Origin of the sequence: Nocardia sp. CA-084685, assembly GCF_050955785.1 — a bacterium.
Classification (GTDB): Bacteria; Actinomycetota; Actinomycetes; order Mycobacteriales; family Mycobacteriaceae; genus Nocardia.
Map to the genome: position 1 here is coordinate 6,416,672 of NZ_CP192094.1, position 16,020 is coordinate 6,432,691.

At 66.4% G+C, this 16,020-nt stretch carries 19 protein-coding genes; 14 read left to right on the forward strand and 5 right to left on the reverse strand.

The window, feature by feature from the left end; genetic code table 11:
• The first annotated feature begins 13 nt into the window (after positions 1-13).
• Genes ACQP2U_RS28550 through ACQP2U_RS28610 form a run of 13 tightly spaced genes read left to right on the forward strand, consistent with a single transcriptional unit; the run spans position 14 to position 11,077 of the window.
• The gene (locus ACQP2U_RS28550; protein ID WP_433710288.1) at positions 14-925 is read left to right on the forward strand and encodes a NifU family protein; all 912 of its coding nucleotides are present in this window, start codon (positions 14-16) and stop codon (positions 923-925) included.
• A complete protein-coding gene (locus ACQP2U_RS28555) occupies positions 922-1,551 on the forward strand; it encodes a DUF5947 family protein (protein ID WP_433710289.1) in 630 nt (209 codons plus the stop codon). The genes ACQP2U_RS28550 and ACQP2U_RS28555 overlap by 4 nt, the downstream gene beginning before the upstream one ends.
• Complete coding sequence (locus ACQP2U_RS28560; RefSeq protein ID WP_433710290.1) at positions 1,551-2,195, forward strand: DUF6084 family protein; 645 nt, start codon at positions 1,551-1,553, stop codon at positions 2,193-2,195. The genes ACQP2U_RS28555 and ACQP2U_RS28560 overlap by 1 nt, the downstream gene beginning before the upstream one ends.
• Positions 2,192-3,493, forward strand: a complete 1,302-nt coding sequence (locus ACQP2U_RS28565) for a hypothetical protein (RefSeq protein ID WP_433710291.1) — start codon at positions 2,192-2,194, stop codon at positions 3,491-3,493. Before ACQP2U_RS28560 ends, ACQP2U_RS28565 begins: the two co-directional genes overlap by 4 nt.
• A 13-nt stretch (positions 3,494-3,506) precedes the next feature.
• Positions 3,507-3,626: a DUF6893 family small protein gene (locus ACQP2U_RS28570; protein ID WP_387291949.1), complete on the forward strand. Its 120-nt coding sequence runs from the start codon at positions 3,507-3,509 to the stop codon at positions 3,624-3,626.
• 1 nt (position 3,627) lies between these two features.
• Entirely contained in the window at positions 3,628-4,101 is a 474-nt protein-coding gene (locus ACQP2U_RS28575) for a hydrogenase maturation protease (protein WP_433710292.1), read from the forward strand.
• A 2-nt stretch (positions 4,102-4,103) separates the two neighbouring features.
• Positions 4,104-4,349 (forward strand): HypC/HybG/HupF family hydrogenase formation chaperone, encoded by a 246-nt coding sequence (locus tag ACQP2U_RS28580; protein ID WP_397028291.1) that lies wholly within the window; start codon positions 4,104-4,106, stop codon positions 4,347-4,349.
• A complete protein-coding gene (gene hypF, locus ACQP2U_RS28585; RefSeq protein ID WP_433710293.1) occupies positions 4,346-6,619 on the forward strand; it encodes a carbamoyltransferase HypF in 2,274 nt (757 codons plus the stop codon). The genes ACQP2U_RS28580 and hypF overlap by 4 nt, the downstream gene beginning before the upstream one ends.
• A 16-nt stretch (positions 6,620-6,635) precedes the next feature.
• Complete coding sequence (locus tag ACQP2U_RS28590) at positions 6,636-7,001, forward strand: HypC/HybG/HupF family hydrogenase formation chaperone (protein ID WP_433710294.1); 366 nt, start codon at positions 6,636-6,638, stop codon at positions 6,999-7,001.
• The gene (hypD, locus tag ACQP2U_RS28595; protein WP_433710295.1) at positions 6,998-8,110 is read left to right on the forward strand and encodes a hydrogenase formation protein HypD; all 1,113 of its coding nucleotides are present in this window, start codon (positions 6,998-7,000) and stop codon (positions 8,108-8,110) included. Before ACQP2U_RS28590 ends, hypD begins: the two co-directional genes overlap by 4 nt.
• Positions 8,103-9,191: a hydrogenase expression/formation protein HypE gene (gene hypE, locus ACQP2U_RS28600; protein WP_433710296.1), complete on the forward strand. Its 1,089-nt coding sequence runs from the start codon at positions 8,103-8,105 to the stop codon at positions 9,189-9,191. Before hypD ends, hypE begins: the two co-directional genes overlap by 8 nt.
• Positions 9,192-9,239: 48 nt before the next feature.
• Positions 9,240-10,346: a HoxN/HupN/NixA family nickel/cobalt transporter gene (locus ACQP2U_RS28605; protein ID WP_433716608.1), complete on the forward strand. Its 1,107-nt coding sequence runs from the start codon at positions 9,240-9,242 to the stop codon at positions 10,344-10,346.
• Positions 10,346-11,077, forward strand: coding sequence for a DUF6390 family protein (locus ACQP2U_RS28610; protein WP_433710297.1), 732 nt, complete (start codon positions 10,346-10,348; stop codon positions 11,075-11,077). Before ACQP2U_RS28605 ends, ACQP2U_RS28610 begins: the two co-directional genes overlap by 1 nt.
• Before the next feature lie 130 nt (positions 11,078-11,207).
• Here ACQP2U_RS28610 and ACQP2U_RS28615 read toward each other — a convergent pair whose 3' ends face one another.
• Positions 11,208-11,663 (reverse strand): NUDIX hydrolase, encoded by a 456-nt coding sequence (locus ACQP2U_RS28615; protein WP_397028278.1) that lies wholly within the window; start codon positions 11,661-11,663, stop codon positions 11,208-11,210.
• Between the two features lie 651 nt (positions 11,664-12,314).
• On the opposite strand from ACQP2U_RS28615, the gene ACQP2U_RS28620 reads away from it, so the two are divergent.
• On the forward strand, positions 12,315-12,806 hold the full coding sequence (locus tag ACQP2U_RS28620; RefSeq protein WP_433710298.1) for a hypothetical protein: 492 nt from the start codon (positions 12,315-12,317) through the stop codon (positions 12,804-12,806).
• Between the two features lie 63 nt (positions 12,807-12,869).
• Here the strand turns inward: ACQP2U_RS28620 and bfr are convergent, their stop codons facing one another.
• From bfr to ACQP2U_RS28640, 4 genes are all read right to left on the reverse strand, one after another.
• Positions 12,870-13,352 (reverse strand): bacterioferritin, encoded by a 483-nt coding sequence (bfr, locus tag ACQP2U_RS28625; protein WP_397028275.1) that lies wholly within the window; start codon positions 13,350-13,352, stop codon positions 12,870-12,872.
• A 61-nt stretch (positions 13,353-13,413) separates the two neighbouring features.
• The gene (locus tag ACQP2U_RS28630; RefSeq protein ID WP_433710299.1) at positions 13,414-13,638 is read right to left on the reverse strand and encodes a (2Fe-2S)-binding protein; all 225 of its coding nucleotides are present in this window, start codon (positions 13,636-13,638) and stop codon (positions 13,414-13,416) included.
• Between the two features lie 486 nt (positions 13,639-14,124).
• Positions 14,125-15,102, reverse strand: a complete 978-nt coding sequence (locus ACQP2U_RS28635; RefSeq protein ID WP_433710300.1) for an NAD(P)H-dependent flavin oxidoreductase — start codon at positions 15,100-15,102, stop codon at positions 14,125-14,127.
• A 152-nt stretch (positions 15,103-15,254) separates the two neighbouring features.
• Positions 15,255-16,007 carry an SDR family NAD(P)-dependent oxidoreductase gene (locus ACQP2U_RS28640; protein WP_433710301.1) on the reverse strand — a complete coding sequence of 251 codons (753 nt, stop codon included), beginning with the start codon at positions 16,005-16,007 and terminating at the stop codon, positions 15,255-15,257.
• Positions 16,008-16,020: the final 13 nt, after the last annotated feature.

The following is a 16,020-nucleotide window of genomic DNA, read 5'->3' on the forward strand; positions in this document are numbered from 1 at the left end:
CGGGAGGCACAGCGTGGATGGTCGCCGGCAGCAGCGAGCCGGACCAACCGAGGACAACCAGTGGCGGGGCGCGGGTGATCGGATCGACACCCTGCTGGATGCCTGTTCGGCAGGCGGCCCGGTGGCGCGCGAGCGCGCCGAGCGTCTCCTGCGCGAGGTCGTCGACCTCTATGGCGCGGCACTCGGCCGGATGACGGCCGCGCTCGACGACCGGATCGTCGAGGAGTTGACCAGCGACGATCTGGTCGCGAGCCTGCTGCTTGTGCACGGCCTGCACCCGCACGACGTCCGAACGAGGGTGGCGGCGGCGCTGGAGAGCGTCCGCCCCTATCTGGGTTCGCACGGCGGCGATGTGACGCTCATCGAGGTCGCCGACGGTGTCGTGCGGCTCGAACTGTCGGGTAGCTGCCGCACCTGCCCTTCGTCGTCGGTGACATTGGAACTGGCGGTAGAGGACGCGGTGCGCGCGGCCGCACCGGAAGTCGATGCGATCGAGGTGGTCGCCGCGGCGGCGGCGCAACCAGGGGTGATACCGACCGAAGCGCTGTTCGCGCGGGTGCACACCGGTGATCCGCCCGCGGGCAGCTGGATCCCGGTACCGGAGCTCGCGGACTTGGCGGCAGGCGAGGTCGGCGGATTCACGGTGGCCGACGTGCCGGTGTTGGCCTGCAGGGTCGGCGCGGACCTGTTCGTCTATCGCGACCGCTGCGCGGCCTGCGGACGTTCGATGGCGGGGGCCGCGCTGCACCGAAGAATGGGGGCCCCGGCCGACTCCGCGGTGCTGCGCTGTCCGAGGTGCCTGGCCCATTTCGACGTGGTGCACGCCGGGACGCGACTGGACGGCGAGGGACATCTGGAGCCGCTGCCAGTGCTGGTGCGGTCCGGTGAGATCTCGGTGGCGGTGCCCGCGGAGGTCCGCGGATGAACCCGGGCCTGGGCGCACTGCGTCGTATCGCGACCGATCCGCCGCCGCCCGCGGTGGCCGGAGAGCGATGCGAAATGTGCGCCGAACCCGTCGGTGCACAGCACCGGCATGTGGTGGACATCGAAGGCAGGCAGCTGATGTGCGTATGCGTGGGCTGCTATCTGCTGTTCACCGATCAGCATGCCGCGATGCGCTACCGGGCGGTGCCCGACCACTACGTCTCCTTCCCTGACTGTGTGATCGGTCAGAGTGAATGGGACGCCCTCGACATCCCGGTCGGCCTGGCGTTCTTCTTCGTCAATTCGGCGCTCGGACGCACTGTCGCGTTCTATCCGGGACCGGCAGGTGCCACCGAATCCGAACTGCCGCTGCGGGATTGGCGGGCGATGCTGGATCGTCATCCCGAGCTCGACCGGCTCGCGCCCGATGTCGAGGCTCTGCTCATCCGGATGCCCGAGCGCGGCGGTCCCGGCGCGGTCCTGCTGCTGCCGATCGATGCGTGCTACGAGTTCGTCGGACGGATGCGGATGCTGTGGCGCGGATTCGACGGCGGCCAGGAGGCCAGGGACTACATCGCGGAATTCTTCACCACGATGTCGGCTCGAGCCCGGCCGGAGGTGGCGTGATGAGTCCGGCCTATGCGATGACCTTCGCGGTGCTCGAGGTGCGGCCCGAACCGTACGCGGTCACCCCGAATCTGTCGGCGCGCATCGGCATCGCCGCGCTGGCCGAGGAGCCGGTGCACGCGATCGCGCTGCGCGCCCAGGTGCGCATCGAACCCTTCCGGCGCGGCTACTCCGATGCCGAGGGCGCGGGACTGCTGGACCTTTTCGGCCCGCGCGAACGCTGGCACGAAACACAGAAGTCGTTCACCTGGATGCACTGCGCCACCATGGTGCCCGGCTTTTCCGGCGGCGCCGAAGTGGAACTGCCGATGCCGTGCACCTACGACTTCGAGGTCACCGGATCGAAGTACCTGCACGCCTTGCGCGAGGGCACCGTGCCCCTGATCTTCCTCTTCAGCGGCACCGTATTCATCAGAGGGGAAACGGGTTTCGCGGTGCAGCAGGTGCCATGGGACCGCGAGGACAAATTCGACATGCCGGTCGCCGTATGGCGCGATCTCATGGACACGCATTATCCGAACTCGGGCTGGGTGCGGTTGTGCAGGGAGAATGTGGAAGCACTTGCCGCCTACAAGTCCTCGCACGGACTGCTCGGATTCGACGACGCCATCGCAAAACTTCTCACCGAGGAGTCCGCGCCGTGAACGCCGCCATGACCCGCGCCCGCGCCGTCGCCGATGCCGTGCTGTATGAGGGGTACCTGCTGTATCCGTACCGGTCGGACGCCCGAAAGAACCAGTCCCGCTGGCAGTTCGGTGTGCTCGGCCCGCCCGGCGCGGCCGCGGCCGGATACGGTGAGGACGACTCGCTTGCCGCCGAATGTCTTGTCCGCGCGTCCCGTGCCGCGCGGATCACGCTCACCGCGCGGTTCCTGCAATTGCAGCGCCGAACAGTCGAACTGGACGGGACCGCGCGCGCCGAACTGATCGTCGACGGTCATCGATGGGTCAGCTGGGACGAGGCCACCGAATGCGAAATCCCTTGCGGCCCTTGGTCATTAGCGGATACCATGATGCCGATCGAAGTACCTGGCCGGCAGGCGGTCGACCCGATTCCGGGAGCGATGGCGGGCACGGTGGTGCGCACCCGAGCACCGATCGAGGGCACACTCGAATTGACCGTCGCCCCCGAGGGCGACTATCGACGTCTCGGAATACGGCTGCGCAACAGCGGCGGTGCGGCCACCAGCTCGGACGACGCAACCGCCCGCTCCATGCTCGGCGCCCACCTGATCGCCGAACTCGACGGCGCAGAATTCATCTCGCTCCTCGATCCCGAACCCGGCGCCGAGACGGCGGTCGCACACTGCACCCAGCACCGCTGTTTCCCGGTGTTGGCCGGTCCGCCCGGCCACAACGGCGTTGTCCTGGTATCGCCGATCATCCTCTACGACCATCCCGAAATCGCCGAGCAGAGCGCGGGGCAGCTGTACGACTCCACCGAGATCGATGAAATCCTCACCCTGCGCGTGATGACGCTCACCGATGACGAGAAGGAACGGGCCCGCGCCACCGACCCGAGAGCCGCCGAAATCATCGACCGCTGCGATCGCATGACCCCCGAGGCCATGCACGACCTGCACGGGCTGTGGCGCGAGCCGGCGCCGCGCCTGGTGCCCGAGGTGCCGGAGGGCATGAGCTGGTGGGATCCCGCAGCCGATGGTGCGGTGCGGCCGGACTCCGACGCGGTTCCGATCGCCGGGGTACTGGTACGCAAGGGCAGCCGGGTTCGGCTGCGCCCGACACGACGCGCCGACGCACACGACCTGTTCTACGAGGGCAGGGCGGCGCGCGTCACCTCGGTGCACGCCGACGTCGACGGCGAAACGCATATCGGCGTGGTCATCGACGACGATCCGGCGGCCGATCTGCACGAATGGTACGGGCGCTACCTGTATTTCGCTCCCGATGAGCTCGAACCGATTGTCAACGGCGATGAGTGAAAGGAATACGGTCATGCAAGCAGTCGGCGTGGTCTCCACCGCGGTGGTAGGCGTCATTGTCGTGGTCGGCGCGTATCTCGGCATACGGTCGATCCCCGACCTCCGGCGTTATCTGAAGATTCGTCACATGTGAGATGGGCACGCGCGTGCTCGTTGCCGGGATCGGCAATATCTTCCTCGGCGACGATGGATTCGGCCCCGAGGTGGTCCGTCGGCTACCCACGGCGTCGGCGCAGGACCAGCGGATCGTCGACTACGGCATCCGCGGACTGCACTTGGCCTTCGACCTGCTCGACGGGTGGGATGCGCTGGTACTGGTGGACGCCCTGCCGAATACCGGAGAGCCCGGCCGCGTGCAGATCATGCGCGCCGAACCCGAGTCGGATGCGACGACGCCCATGGACGGGCACGCGATGAATCCGGAAGCGGTCTTCGCCGCGGTGCGCGCGCTCGGCGGTGTCGTGCCACCGACCGTCGTCGTCGGTTGTCAGGTCGATTCGGTGGCCGAGGGGATCGGTCTCAGCGCCGCCGTCGCCGCGGCCGTCGACCCTGCCGCAGCCGCGGTCGCGCGCGTCGCGGCGCAATTGTGCGCTGGACAGGAGGTGTGACCATGTGCCTTGGCATACCAGGGCGGGTCGTGGAGATTCCGGACGGCTACCACGGGCAGATCGCGGTGGTCGAGGTGTCCGGTGCGAAGCGCAAGGTCAATATCGGTCTGCTCGACGCGGATCAGCCCGCCGCGCCAGGTGATTGGGTGATCATCCACATGGGATTCGTCATCGAGAAGACCGACGCGGCTGGTGCGGAGCGGGCGATGGCCGGGCTGCGCCTGCTGGGCAGTGGAGAACAGCCATGAGCGTCGACCGCGTTCGCAGGCGCCTACTCGTGCGCGGGGTGGTGCAGGGCGTCGGATTCCGGCCGTTCGTCTACACCACGGCCGTCGAGCTCGCACTGACCGGCCGTGTCGCCAACGACAGCGACGGCGTCGTTATCGAGATCGAGGGCGCCGAGGCATCGGTGCGCGAGTTCATTCGCCGGGTGCACGACTCCCCGCCACCGCTGGCCGCCATCGACTCGGTCGAGCAGTCCGCGGTCGAAATCCGCGGCGGCACCGGGTTCCTGATCGGCGACACCCTGCGCGGCGGCGCCGGACGCACCCTGGTCTCACCCGATGTGGCGATCTGCACGGACTGCGCGCGCGAACTGCGCGATCCCGCCGACCGCCGCTACCGTCACCCCTTCGTCAACTGCACCAATTGCGGTCCACGATTCACCATCATCGCCGGGCTGCCCTACGACCGCGAGCGCACGTCCATGGCCGATTTCGCCATGTGCGCGCGCTGCGCCCGCGAATACGCCGACCCTGCCGATCGCAGGTTCCACGCCCAGCCCGTCGCCTGTCCGCACTGCGGGCCCACCCTGTCCTACACCGGGCCGGGCGATCCGGCCTCGCCGATCATCGCGGCGCGCGAATTACTTTGTGCCGGAGGCATTCTCGCCGTCAAAGGCATTGGCGGCTACCACCTCGCCTGCGACGCGGACAACGAAACGGCCGTGGCCGAATTGCGTCGCCGTAAGCGGCGCGGCGACAAGCCGTTCGCGGTCATGGTCGCCGACCTGGACACCGCCGCGCGGATCGTGACCATCGATCCCACCGGCGCGGCCGTGCTGAGCGGTCCGCAGCGGCCGATCGTCCTGCTGCCGCGCGGCGCACGGCCAGTTGCCGCTGCGGTCGCCCCCGGCAACCCCGACCTCGGAGTCATGCTCGCATACACCCCCTTGCATCTGCTGTTGTTCGGCCTGCCCGGTGACCCGCCCGGCCCGGACGTGCTGGTGATGACCTCCGGCAATCTCGGCGGTGAACCGATCTGCTACGACGACGCCGATGCCCGCACCCGCCTCGTCGGGCTTGCCGACGCCTGGCTCAGCCACAACCGGCGCATTCTCGTCCCGTGCGACGATTCGGTGGTGCGCGTCGTGGACGGCGCCGAGCTGCCGGTGCGCCGCTCCCGCGGCTACGCGCCGCTGCCGCTGGCGCTGCCGATCCCGGTTCCTCCGACGCTGGCGGTCGGCGCCGACCTCAAGAACACCTGCGCCGTCGCCGACGGACGCTACGCCTGGCTCAGTCAGCACATCGGCGATATGGACGATCTGGCCACCCTGCAGGCATTCGATACGGCGCGATCACATCTGGAGGAACTCACCTGCGTGCACCCGACCCAACTCGCCGCCGACGCCCACCCCGGCTACCGTTCGACCGCGTGGGCCCGTGCGCACGCGGCCGATCGACCGGTGCACACGGTGCAACACCATCACGCGCATCTGGCCGCGGTGATGGGCGAGCACGGCCTCGATGCGAACCAGACGGTCCTCGGCATCGCCTTCGACGGCACCGGCTACGGACCCGACGGCGCGGTCTGGGGCGGTGAGGTGCTCGTCGCCGGATACAAGGGCTACCGGCGCATGGCGCACCTGTCCTATGTGCCCTTGGCGGGCGGCGACCTCAGCGTCCGCAAGCCCTATCGGATGGCGCTGTCGCATTTGCGCGCCGCGGGCATCGAATGGTCCCCCGGCATCGCCTCGGTCGACACCTGCCCCGACGCCGAACGGGCCGTGCTCGCACATCAATTCGACACCGGACTCGGCTGCGCGCCGACCTCGAGCATGGGCAGGCTGTTCGACGCGGTCGCCTCCCTGACCGGAGTGCGGCACATCGTCGACTACGAGGCGCAGGCCGCGATCGAACTCGAAGGTCTGGCCCGCGGCGCCGATGCCGCGGCGGGTCGGTACCGGTTCGCCTGGCACGACGGCGATCCCGCTCGGATCGATCCTGCCCCGGTACTCGCCGACGTCGTCGCCGACGCCGCGGTAGGCATACCGCCCGCGGTCATCGGCGCCCGATTCCACGCCGCGGTCGCCGACCTCGTGCACGACGCGGCTCGGCGATTCGCCGCGCCCGAGTCGGTGATCGCACTGTCGGGCGGCGTGTTCCAGAACGCGCTGTTGTTGTCGAGCTGTACCCGTCTGCTTCGGCACGACGGATTCCGTGTCATCAGTCATCGCAGACTGCCACCGAACGACGGCGGGGTCGCGTTCGGTCAGCTCCTGGTAGCCGGTGCGGTGTGAGTGAAGGAGACGAGCGATGTGTCTTGCGGTTCCAGGAAAGGTGCTCAGCGTCAACGAACGCGACGGCACGCTGATGTCGGAAGTCGACTTCGGCGGCGTCCACAAAGACGTGTGCCTGCAATACATCCCGGACGTGGCGGTCGGCGATTACGTCGTGGTGCACGTCGGGTTCGCGATCCAACGACTGGATGAAGAATCCGCGTTGCGGACGCTGGCCGAGTTCGAACATCTCGGCGTACTGAAGGAGGAGTTCGGCGACGGTTTCGCGATCGCGGCGAAGCAGGCCGGTCTCGACAACCCCGAAGCCCCGCGGCCCGGGGCGAGCAATTCCGACGCATCCGCAGCGGGCGCGACCGTCGACGACCAGGAGGCGAAGTCATGAAATACCTGGACGAATTCAGCAATCCCGAGCTTGCACGGCACCTGCTCGACCGTATCCGCGCCACCACGAGCAAGCGGTGGGCGATCATGGAAGTGTGTGGCGGACAGACACATTCGATCATCCGCCACGGCATCGACCAGCTGTTACCGGATCAGATCGAGATGATCCACGGGCCGGGTTGCCCGGTATGCGTCACACCGCTGGAAGTGATCGACAAGGCACTCGAGATCGCCGCACGGCCGGGTGTGATCTTCTGCTCCTTCGGCGACATGCTGCGGGTACCCGGCAGCCGCAAGGATCTGTTCCGGGTCAAGAGCGAAGGCGGGGACGTGCGGGTGGTCTACTCGCCACTGGATGCGCTGGCACTGGCCAAGAACAATCCGGATCGGCAGGTAGTGTTCTTCGGCATCGGATTCGAGACCACCGCACCAGCCAACGCGATGACGGTGTACCAGGCCCGACGGCTCGGCATCGAGAATTTCTCCCTGCTGGTCTCCCATGTCCTCGTCCCGCCCGCCATCGCGGCGATCATGGAGTCGCCAAGCTGCCGAGTCCAGGGATTCCTGGCCGCCGGACATGTCTGCACGGTGATGGGCACCGGCGAATACCCGCCGCTGGCCGAGAAATACAAGGTCCCGATGGTGGTCACCGGATTCGAACCGCTGGATATCCTCGAGGGCATCCGGCGCACCGTGCTCCAGCTCGAACAGGGACGCCACGAGGTCGAGAACGCCTATCCACGCGCGGTGGCCGCAGCCGGGAATCCAGCGGCCAAGGCGATGCTCGAGGACGTCTTCGAGGTCACCGACCGGGCGTGGCGCGGTATCGGCGTAATCCCCCGCAGCGGGTGGCGGCTGTCGCCGCGTTATCGGGAGTATGACGCCGAACATCGTTTCTCTGTCGGGGATATGCACACCGCGGAGTCTTCGGTATGTCGTTCCGGTGAGGTGCTCCAAGGTTTGATCAAACCGCACGAGTGCGCCGCGTTCGGCACGACGTGCACTCCGCGAAACCCGTTGGGGGCCACAATGGTTTCCTCCGAAGGCGCGTGTGCCGCGTACTACCTGTACCGGCGCCTCGATCTCCCCGCGGAGGCCGCCCATGCCTGAAACCAACGGCAGCGGGGCAGCCACATCGCCCCCGGTCGACATCGACGGCTGGGTTTGCCCCATGCCGCTGCGCGACGCGCCCAATATCGTGATGGGGCACGGCGGCGGCGGTGCGATGTCGGGCGAGCTGATCGAGCACCTGTTCCTGCCCGCGTTCGGCGCGGCCGCCGACACCGAACTCGGCGATTCGGCGGTGCTGACCCTCGACAATGTGCGGCTGGCGTTCTCCACCGATTCGTTCGTGGTCAAGCCGCTGGTGTTTCCCGGCGGCTCGATCGGTGACCTCGCCGTGAACGGCACCGTGAACGATCTGGCGATGTCCGGTGCCCGACCGATGGCGCTGTCCACCGCGTTCATCCTCGAAGAGGGCACCGCGCTGGCCGAGATCGCCCGCATAGCCGAAGCCGTCGGCACCGCCGCGCTCGCGGCCGAGGTCCGGCTTGTCACCGGCGATACCAAGGTCGTCGACGCCGGGCACGGCGATGGCATCTTCATCAATACCGCGGGCATCGGACTGGTGCCAGCAGGCGTCGACATCCGTCCCCAGCGGGCCAGACCCGGCGATATCGTGCTGGTCAGCGGTGAGATCGGACTGCACGGTATCGCGGTGCTGAGCTGCCGGGAGGGCCTCGAGTTCGGCACGACCCTGTGCAGCGATACCGCACCGCTGCACGGTTTGGTCGCGGCGATGCTCGCCACCGGCGCGGATGTGCACGTGATGCGCGATCCCACGCGCGGCGGAATGGCCGCCTCACTCAACGAGATCGCCCGCGCCGCGAGCGTCGGCGTCGAACTCGACGAACGGGCGATTCCGGTGCCCGTCGGGGTGCGCGATGCCTGCGGGTTGCTCGGTCTCGACCCGCTGTATGTCGCCAATGAAGGCAAACTCGTCGCGTTCGTACCCGCCGCGGACGCCGACCGCGTCCTCGACGCCATGCGTGCGCATCCGCTCGGCGCCCGCGCGACGATCGTGGGTCATTGCGTTGCCGAGCATCCGGGAATGGTGGTGGCCCGCACCGCCCTCGGCGGTACCCGTGTCGTCGACCTACCCGCAGGAGAACAACTTCCGCGAATATGTTGAACACGGCGGGTGGTCCGCCGAACGAGTGGGAAAGATGGGACCGTGGGGATGGCGACAATCACCACGAGGCTGCGAGATACCTGGGCCGGACTCGACGGCGGACAGCGTCGCAGCATCCTCGGCATGGCAGCAACGATCGTCACACTGCACATCGTGGGATGGGGGACGCTGCTATCGCTGGTCGTACCGGACGGCTACGAGGTGGACGGCGCGATATTCGGCGTCGGGCTCGGCGTCACCGCCTACACGCTGGGTATGAGACACGCCTTCGACGCCGACCATATCGCGGCGATCGACAACACCACCCGAAAACTCGTGGCGGACAAGCAAAAACCGCTCGCGGTCGGCTTCTGGTTCTCCTTGGGCCACTCCACCGTCGTCTTCGTTCTCGTCGGGCTGCTGGCCCTCGGAGTTACCGCGTTGGCGCGGAACCTGCAAGACGAGGACTCGCGATTGCAGCGGTGGACCGGGGTGTTCGGGACATCGGTCTCGGGCACCTTCCTGATCCTCATCGGACTGCTGAACCTCACCGCGCTGATCGGGATCTGGCAAGTCTTGCGCGCTATGCGACGCGGCGGCTACAGCGAAGAGCAACTCGAGCGCGCACTGGACTCCCGTGGCCTGCTCAACCGGGTCCTGGCGCCGGTCGTGCGCGCGGTGCGCAAGCCGTGGCAGATGTATCCGGTAGGGGTGTTGTTCGGGCTCGGATTCGACACCGTCACCGAGGTGGGTCTGCTGGTGATCGCCGCAGGCGCGGCCGCCACCGGGCTGCCCTGGTACGCGATTCTCGTTCTGCCCGTTCTGTTCTCGGCGGGCATGTCGCTGTTCGACGCGCTGGACGGCGCGTTCATGAACTACGCCTACGGCTGGGCTTTCGCCGGTCCGATCCGCAAGATCTACTACAACATCGTGGTCACCGGGCTCTCGGTCGCGGTGGCGCTGCTGATCGGTGTCCAGGAGCTCATCTCCATCCTCACCGAGAAACTCGATGTCACCAATGGGGTGCTCGCCTGGATCGGCGGCCTGGACCTCGCCACGATGGGGTTCATCATCGTCGGCCTCTTCGCGTTCACCTGGGCCGCCGCATTCGCGATCTGGCATTACGGCGACATCGAAAGCCGTTGGAGCGCGACGCTATCGGAGGAATCGACCTGATGGACGGTGTGGAGATGTTCGCGCGCTACGCGTACGCGCCCAACCACCTCGGCTACTGCGGGCCCGAGCACACCGCGGCCCTGCGTGAACGCGATGGCGAGCGGGTGCGCGTCCTGGCGCGCGGCTTCTCCGGCGCATGGCCCTACCTACGGGCGATGTCGCGCATGACCGGCATTGCCGACCCGCTCGATGAGCGACTGGTCGCATCCTATTGGCTGGGTGGAGGCATCGGCGCCGAGCTGGACGGCCCCGAGTTCCTTGCCGAATTGCTGCGACTGATCGCCCCGATCGCGGGTGTGTACTGGTCCCATCTGGGGCCCGACCTCGCCCCGGAAGCGGCCGCGAACCACAGCTTCCACGTCTTCGGTGTCTACCCGTGGACCAGGCTGCTGGCCGCCATCGGCGGCGACCAGCCCTTGGAAATCCTCGACAACTGCCGCATCACCGCCGCGACAGTATTCGATCGCCACCGCGACGACCTCACTGTCGAGACCCGCCGGTTGCGCTGGGACGGCGCACACCTGGCACTGTCGGAGACGATACGGCGCACCATCCCGGTGTGGACCGACGGCTACGCCGCGCTCCCGGATGCGGCGCCAGGGGACGATATCGCGCTGCACTGGGGACAGCCGTGCGGGCAGTTGACGGCGGAGCAAGTCGACGATCTGATCAACAGCACACAACGGCAACTGCGCGTGACGAATCGACGTTTAGCGGCAGTCCCCCACTGATGTTCGTAGCGCCGTGAGTATGCGAGCTCTCAGATCAGCTCTTGTTCAGTGTGGTCACGACGAGTTCGATCGATCGGCCACCGCATGAGAACCCCACTGGCACAACCTATATCGAGTAGCGAATGACCACTCAGTGGAGCAGGAGATCCTTGTAGGCCTCGAGGATGCCGCGGATGGATGGCGTCACGAGCAGCTCTCCGTCCAGGGGTGCCCATACGTAATCCGCGTGGGCGGACAAGACGATCGGGCTGGTGGCCGCCACTTCAACGGCGAAATGCAAGCGCCGCACCGGCTTTCCGGCCGGCGACAGGTAGTCGAAATCGCCGATGTGGTGGCCGATGCCGGTGACGGTCAGTCCGGTCTCTTCACGGACGCCGCGAATCAGTGCGGCGGAGACCGATTCGCCCGGCTCCACGGTGGCACCCGGAAGCTTGCGGGTGAGTGGGAGCGGCCCTGTGCTGTGGGCCTCCAGTAGCAGAACTTCCCCACCTCGGTCGATGATCGCACCGACGCGCAGGCCGACCCCATCACGTTCGCCGCGCGGAAGCGCCTCATCGAACATCGACACCGACATCGGCGGACTCACCAGCCTTCGGTCGTGCGGACGCGCCGCATTCGGGTGAAAGCAATCATCCCAATATTAACCTGCAGGCCTGCCGCACGACAGCAGGCATCAGAGGTGCGTTCGCGCAATTGATTTCGCCCGGTTGCACGCCGAGGAAGAGAACCGCGCCCCCGGTTTTCAACCAGATCGGTTCAAGTCTTGAACGCACTGGTTTCACTCCGACCTGACGCCATGCGGGGGTTCGCACTACCGCTGTGCGGAACTTCGGCCTACGACGATGTCCCGCTTCGCCTCGACCGCCGCGCCAAGCCTGTGGATCGGCGACCGGCCCTCGCACCCGCGCGCTGCGGACGACGAATCCGTCGAACACAACGCTGGTCGATCCAGCGGTTGTTGGCGATCTCGAGCCGGTGCGGCGGCCCCTCGATATCGCCCGGTCCGGAACCCACACTCACTTCGATCGAATACAGCGAATATTGGCTGCCGCTTGTCGGTAGCTCGATATTGTCTGCTTCTGTATCGTCATGGCTGCACTTACCGTCGGGTGAGGGGCGTTTCGACGCGAACGGCCGCGCAGCGAATGGTGCCGGGAGGGTTCGAAGTAGTTCGTTTGGGTCCACGAAGTGTTGTCGCACAACGGTAGCTCGGAATGAACGACGGAGAGGGGCGTAGGTGGCAACAGCTGCGCAATTACGAGCAGTGCTGGCGGTATTGCAGGCCGACGTAGAACCGCTTCCGGGCTGGTCGGCCGATCCGCCCGTCGACCGCGCCGAACTAGCGGGTCGGCTACACGGCTTGATCAGTAGTGAGCTGCGGGACTTGGTAATCCAAGCGCCGCTTGAGCAGTACATGGGCCCCTGGTCGATGGCCGCGACCGCGGAGCAAGACGCCGTGGGCGATGTATCGGCGCAGGCACAGTTCGACGCGCGGTGGCTGCGTCACAACATCGCCACACTCGCCTCCCGAAATGCCCCGACTCCCGTGCCAGCGCTATTGGCTGCCGCGGTTCAGGCCGTGGATGCCGCGACGACTTTGCTCGCGCTGGCCCGCGATCCCCGCGGGGAGGGCAGCCAGGCGGCGTGGCAGGCGGTCATCGATGACCTCGCGATCGCATTCCATCTGGTCAACGACGAACACGCGGCCGTCACGCAGCCGATCCGCTGACGGTGGCATCGGATAAGCACCGGTTCCGGGCGCACGATCGACCGACCGGAACCGGTGACGATGTCAGTCGCCGTCGGGGATGTCGGTATAACGCTGCAGGTACAGTTGCTCGCCCAGCTTCTCGATCAGGTCGAGTTCGGTCTCCAGGTAATCGACGTGCGATTCCTCATCCTCGAGGATGGACTCGAAGATGCGCGCGGAGGTGACATCACCGCGCGAGCGCATCAGCTCGATACCGCCGCGCAGCCGATCCACCGCCTCCATCTCGATCTTCAGATCCGCCCGCAGCTGTTCGGGGACGGTCTGGCCGATGCGCAGCGGGTTCAGCTTCTGATAGTTGGGCAGACCCTCCAGAAAGAGGATGCGATCAGTCAGCACCTCCGCATGCTTCATCTCATCGATGGACTCGTGGCGGGTGTGTTTGGCGAGTTTCGTGAAACCCCAGTTCTCCTGCATTTTGGCGTGCAGGAAGTACTGATTGATGGCCGTAAGTTCCGCTGTCAGCTGCTCATTGAGCACTGAGATGATTTCCTTATCGCCTTCCATGAATGTGATCGTGTCACAGCTCACAACCGGCGAATCGGTAAGGACGGCCTATCGTGTCGGGCTATGCCGCGGGCACCTCGACGGCTTGGGCAGGGGCCGCGCAGGCCCGGCCGACCAGCTCCGAAAGGCGGCGCGTGCAGCTACCGCAGCCGGGCTTCCAACCGCACGCCTTTTTGACCTGCGCGGTCGAGCTGGCGCCTGCGGCGACACAGCTGTGCACATCCGATTCGGAGACGGCGTTGCAGATACAGACGTACACGGATGCCTCATTGTGCGAGCGGGACACTTCACGAGGTTAGCCTCATCTAAAGAGGTAAGCCTCCCCTAATGTATAGCACCCTCATGCCGATTCTTGTCAATAGCCTCTCGGCACTATTCGAGACCCGTCATGAGCCACCCCTTGCCTGACGCGGCGGACGAGTCGGGCTCGCCCGAAGAGGACGCGCAGTTGCTGTATCGACGCATCGGACAGTTCTGGCGCCATGCTCATCGAGGGCATCGGACGCGGAATCGAGGAGATCTTTCACCGGCGGCCGAGGAAGGATAGGCGTCGGCCGGCCCTTGCTACGGCAGGAACCGGCCTTGGATGTGGTGCGGGACTACATGCCCATCATGGAACGCAGAAAGTTCACTGCCATCCAGAACATATCCATCATCATGACGATCTCACCTTCTTCGCTACCAGCCCTCATAACCCGCCATACCCAGCGACATGACAGTTACGCAAAGACTCACCAGGTCGACCGGCGCGCGGAGTCCCCTGCGCACGCCGTCACGAAGGGACGGGCACGGCCGAAAGCCGGGTCCGGGCCGTCTCGTACTCCTCGATGAGGCGTTCGATGACGGCAGCCGCCGGGCGCACCGCGTCGACGCAACCGATGCCATGACCGGCACCCCACACATCACGCCACGCCTTCGCATCCTTCGCACTGCCACCGGCGAAATTCATTGCCGCGGAGTCGGATCCGGGTAGGGCGTCGGGGTCGAGGCCGGCGGCGATGATGCTGCCACGCAGGTAGTTGCCGTGCACGCCGGTGAAGAGGTTGCTGTAAACGATGTCCGAGGCGGTCGAATCGACGATCATCTGTTTGTAGTCGGGCGCCGCGTTCGCCTCGTCGGTGGCGATGAACGTCGACCCGATATAGGCGAAGTCGGCTCCCGCCGCCTGGGCGGCCAATACCGAGTTGCCATGTGCGATCGATCCGGACAGGACCAGCGGTCCATCGAACCAACTCCGGATCTCCTGGATCAGGGCGAACGGCGACTGGGTTCCGGCATGACCGCCCGCGCCCGCTGCCACGGCGATGAGTCCATCCGCGCCTTTGTCGACGGCCTTGCGGGCGAAGGCATTGTTGATCACATCGTGCAGCACGATGCCGCCGTAGGCGTGGATGCGGTCATTGACCTCCGGCCGAGCACCGAGCGAGGTGATCACGATGGGGACGCGGAATTCCTCGACCACTGCGAGATCGTGGTCGAGCCGGTCGTTGGTCTTGTGCACGATCAGGTTCACGGCATACGGCGCACTCGGGGTGTCCGGATGTTCGGCATCGAATTCGGCCAGCGCCTCGGTGATCCGGGTAAGCCAGTGTCGGAGTTCGGATTCCGGGCGCGCATTGAGTGAGGGGAACGATCCGACTATGCCCGCGGTCGACTGGGCGATCACCAATTCCGGATTCGACACGATGAACATCGGGGACGCGATTACGGGCAGACGCAGTCGGTCACACAGAACGGGCGGCACGCTCATGGAATCTCCTCGAACACGGCCGGTAGTTGGGAATGCATTGCTCGGGGCGGCCGCGATAGAAATCAGGATACTTTATTACCCCAGGGGACTGCTGATGCTGTACCGATTCCCGAATATCCGCGGGTTCCAGCACGTGTAGCGCGCGGCAATGCTCACATCAGTGAATATCCGCCGTCGACCGTAATCGTGGCGCCCGTGACGTAGGCCGAGGATTCGGCGGCCAGGAACAGATAGATGCCGGGCAAGTCGGCGGGAGTTCCCCAACGCCGGAGGGCGGTATGGCCGACGATATCGTTCTCGCGCTCGGCATCGCGGTGCCAGTGCGCTCCCATCCCGGTGTCGAACCAGCCGAGCGCCACCGCATTGACGGTGATCGCACGCGGTCCGAGTTCCTGTGCCAAAGCCTGGACAAGTGCATGGGAACCGCTCTTGGAGGCCGCGTATGCGGACAGTCCGGCACGCGGCCGCTGACCGATGACCGAACCCGTGACGATGATCCGGCCGCCCTCCCCCATCACCGCCGCTGCCGCACGCGCGCCGAGGAAGGTCCCGGTCAGGTTCACGTCGATGATGTCGCGCCAGACGGCGGGCTTGGTCTGCGTCACCTCCGAAACCTCTGGTGACACACCCGCATTGCAGATCCACACGTCGACGCCGCCGAAGCGTTCGACCATGCGTTCGGCGACGGTGTCGTTGAACTCGTCGTCACGGACATCACCCGCGCACACCAAAGGCTCACCCCGCAGGGAGTCGGCCACTTCGCGCAGCGCGTTTTCCGATCGCGCGACCACTCCCAGTTGCGCCCCCGCGGCATCGAAGGCGGTCGCGAGCACCCGCCCCAGGCCGCGTCCGGCGCCGGTAATGACTACGCGTCGCCCCGATACGTCGGCATGCCCCATACCCATTGCATCTCACCGT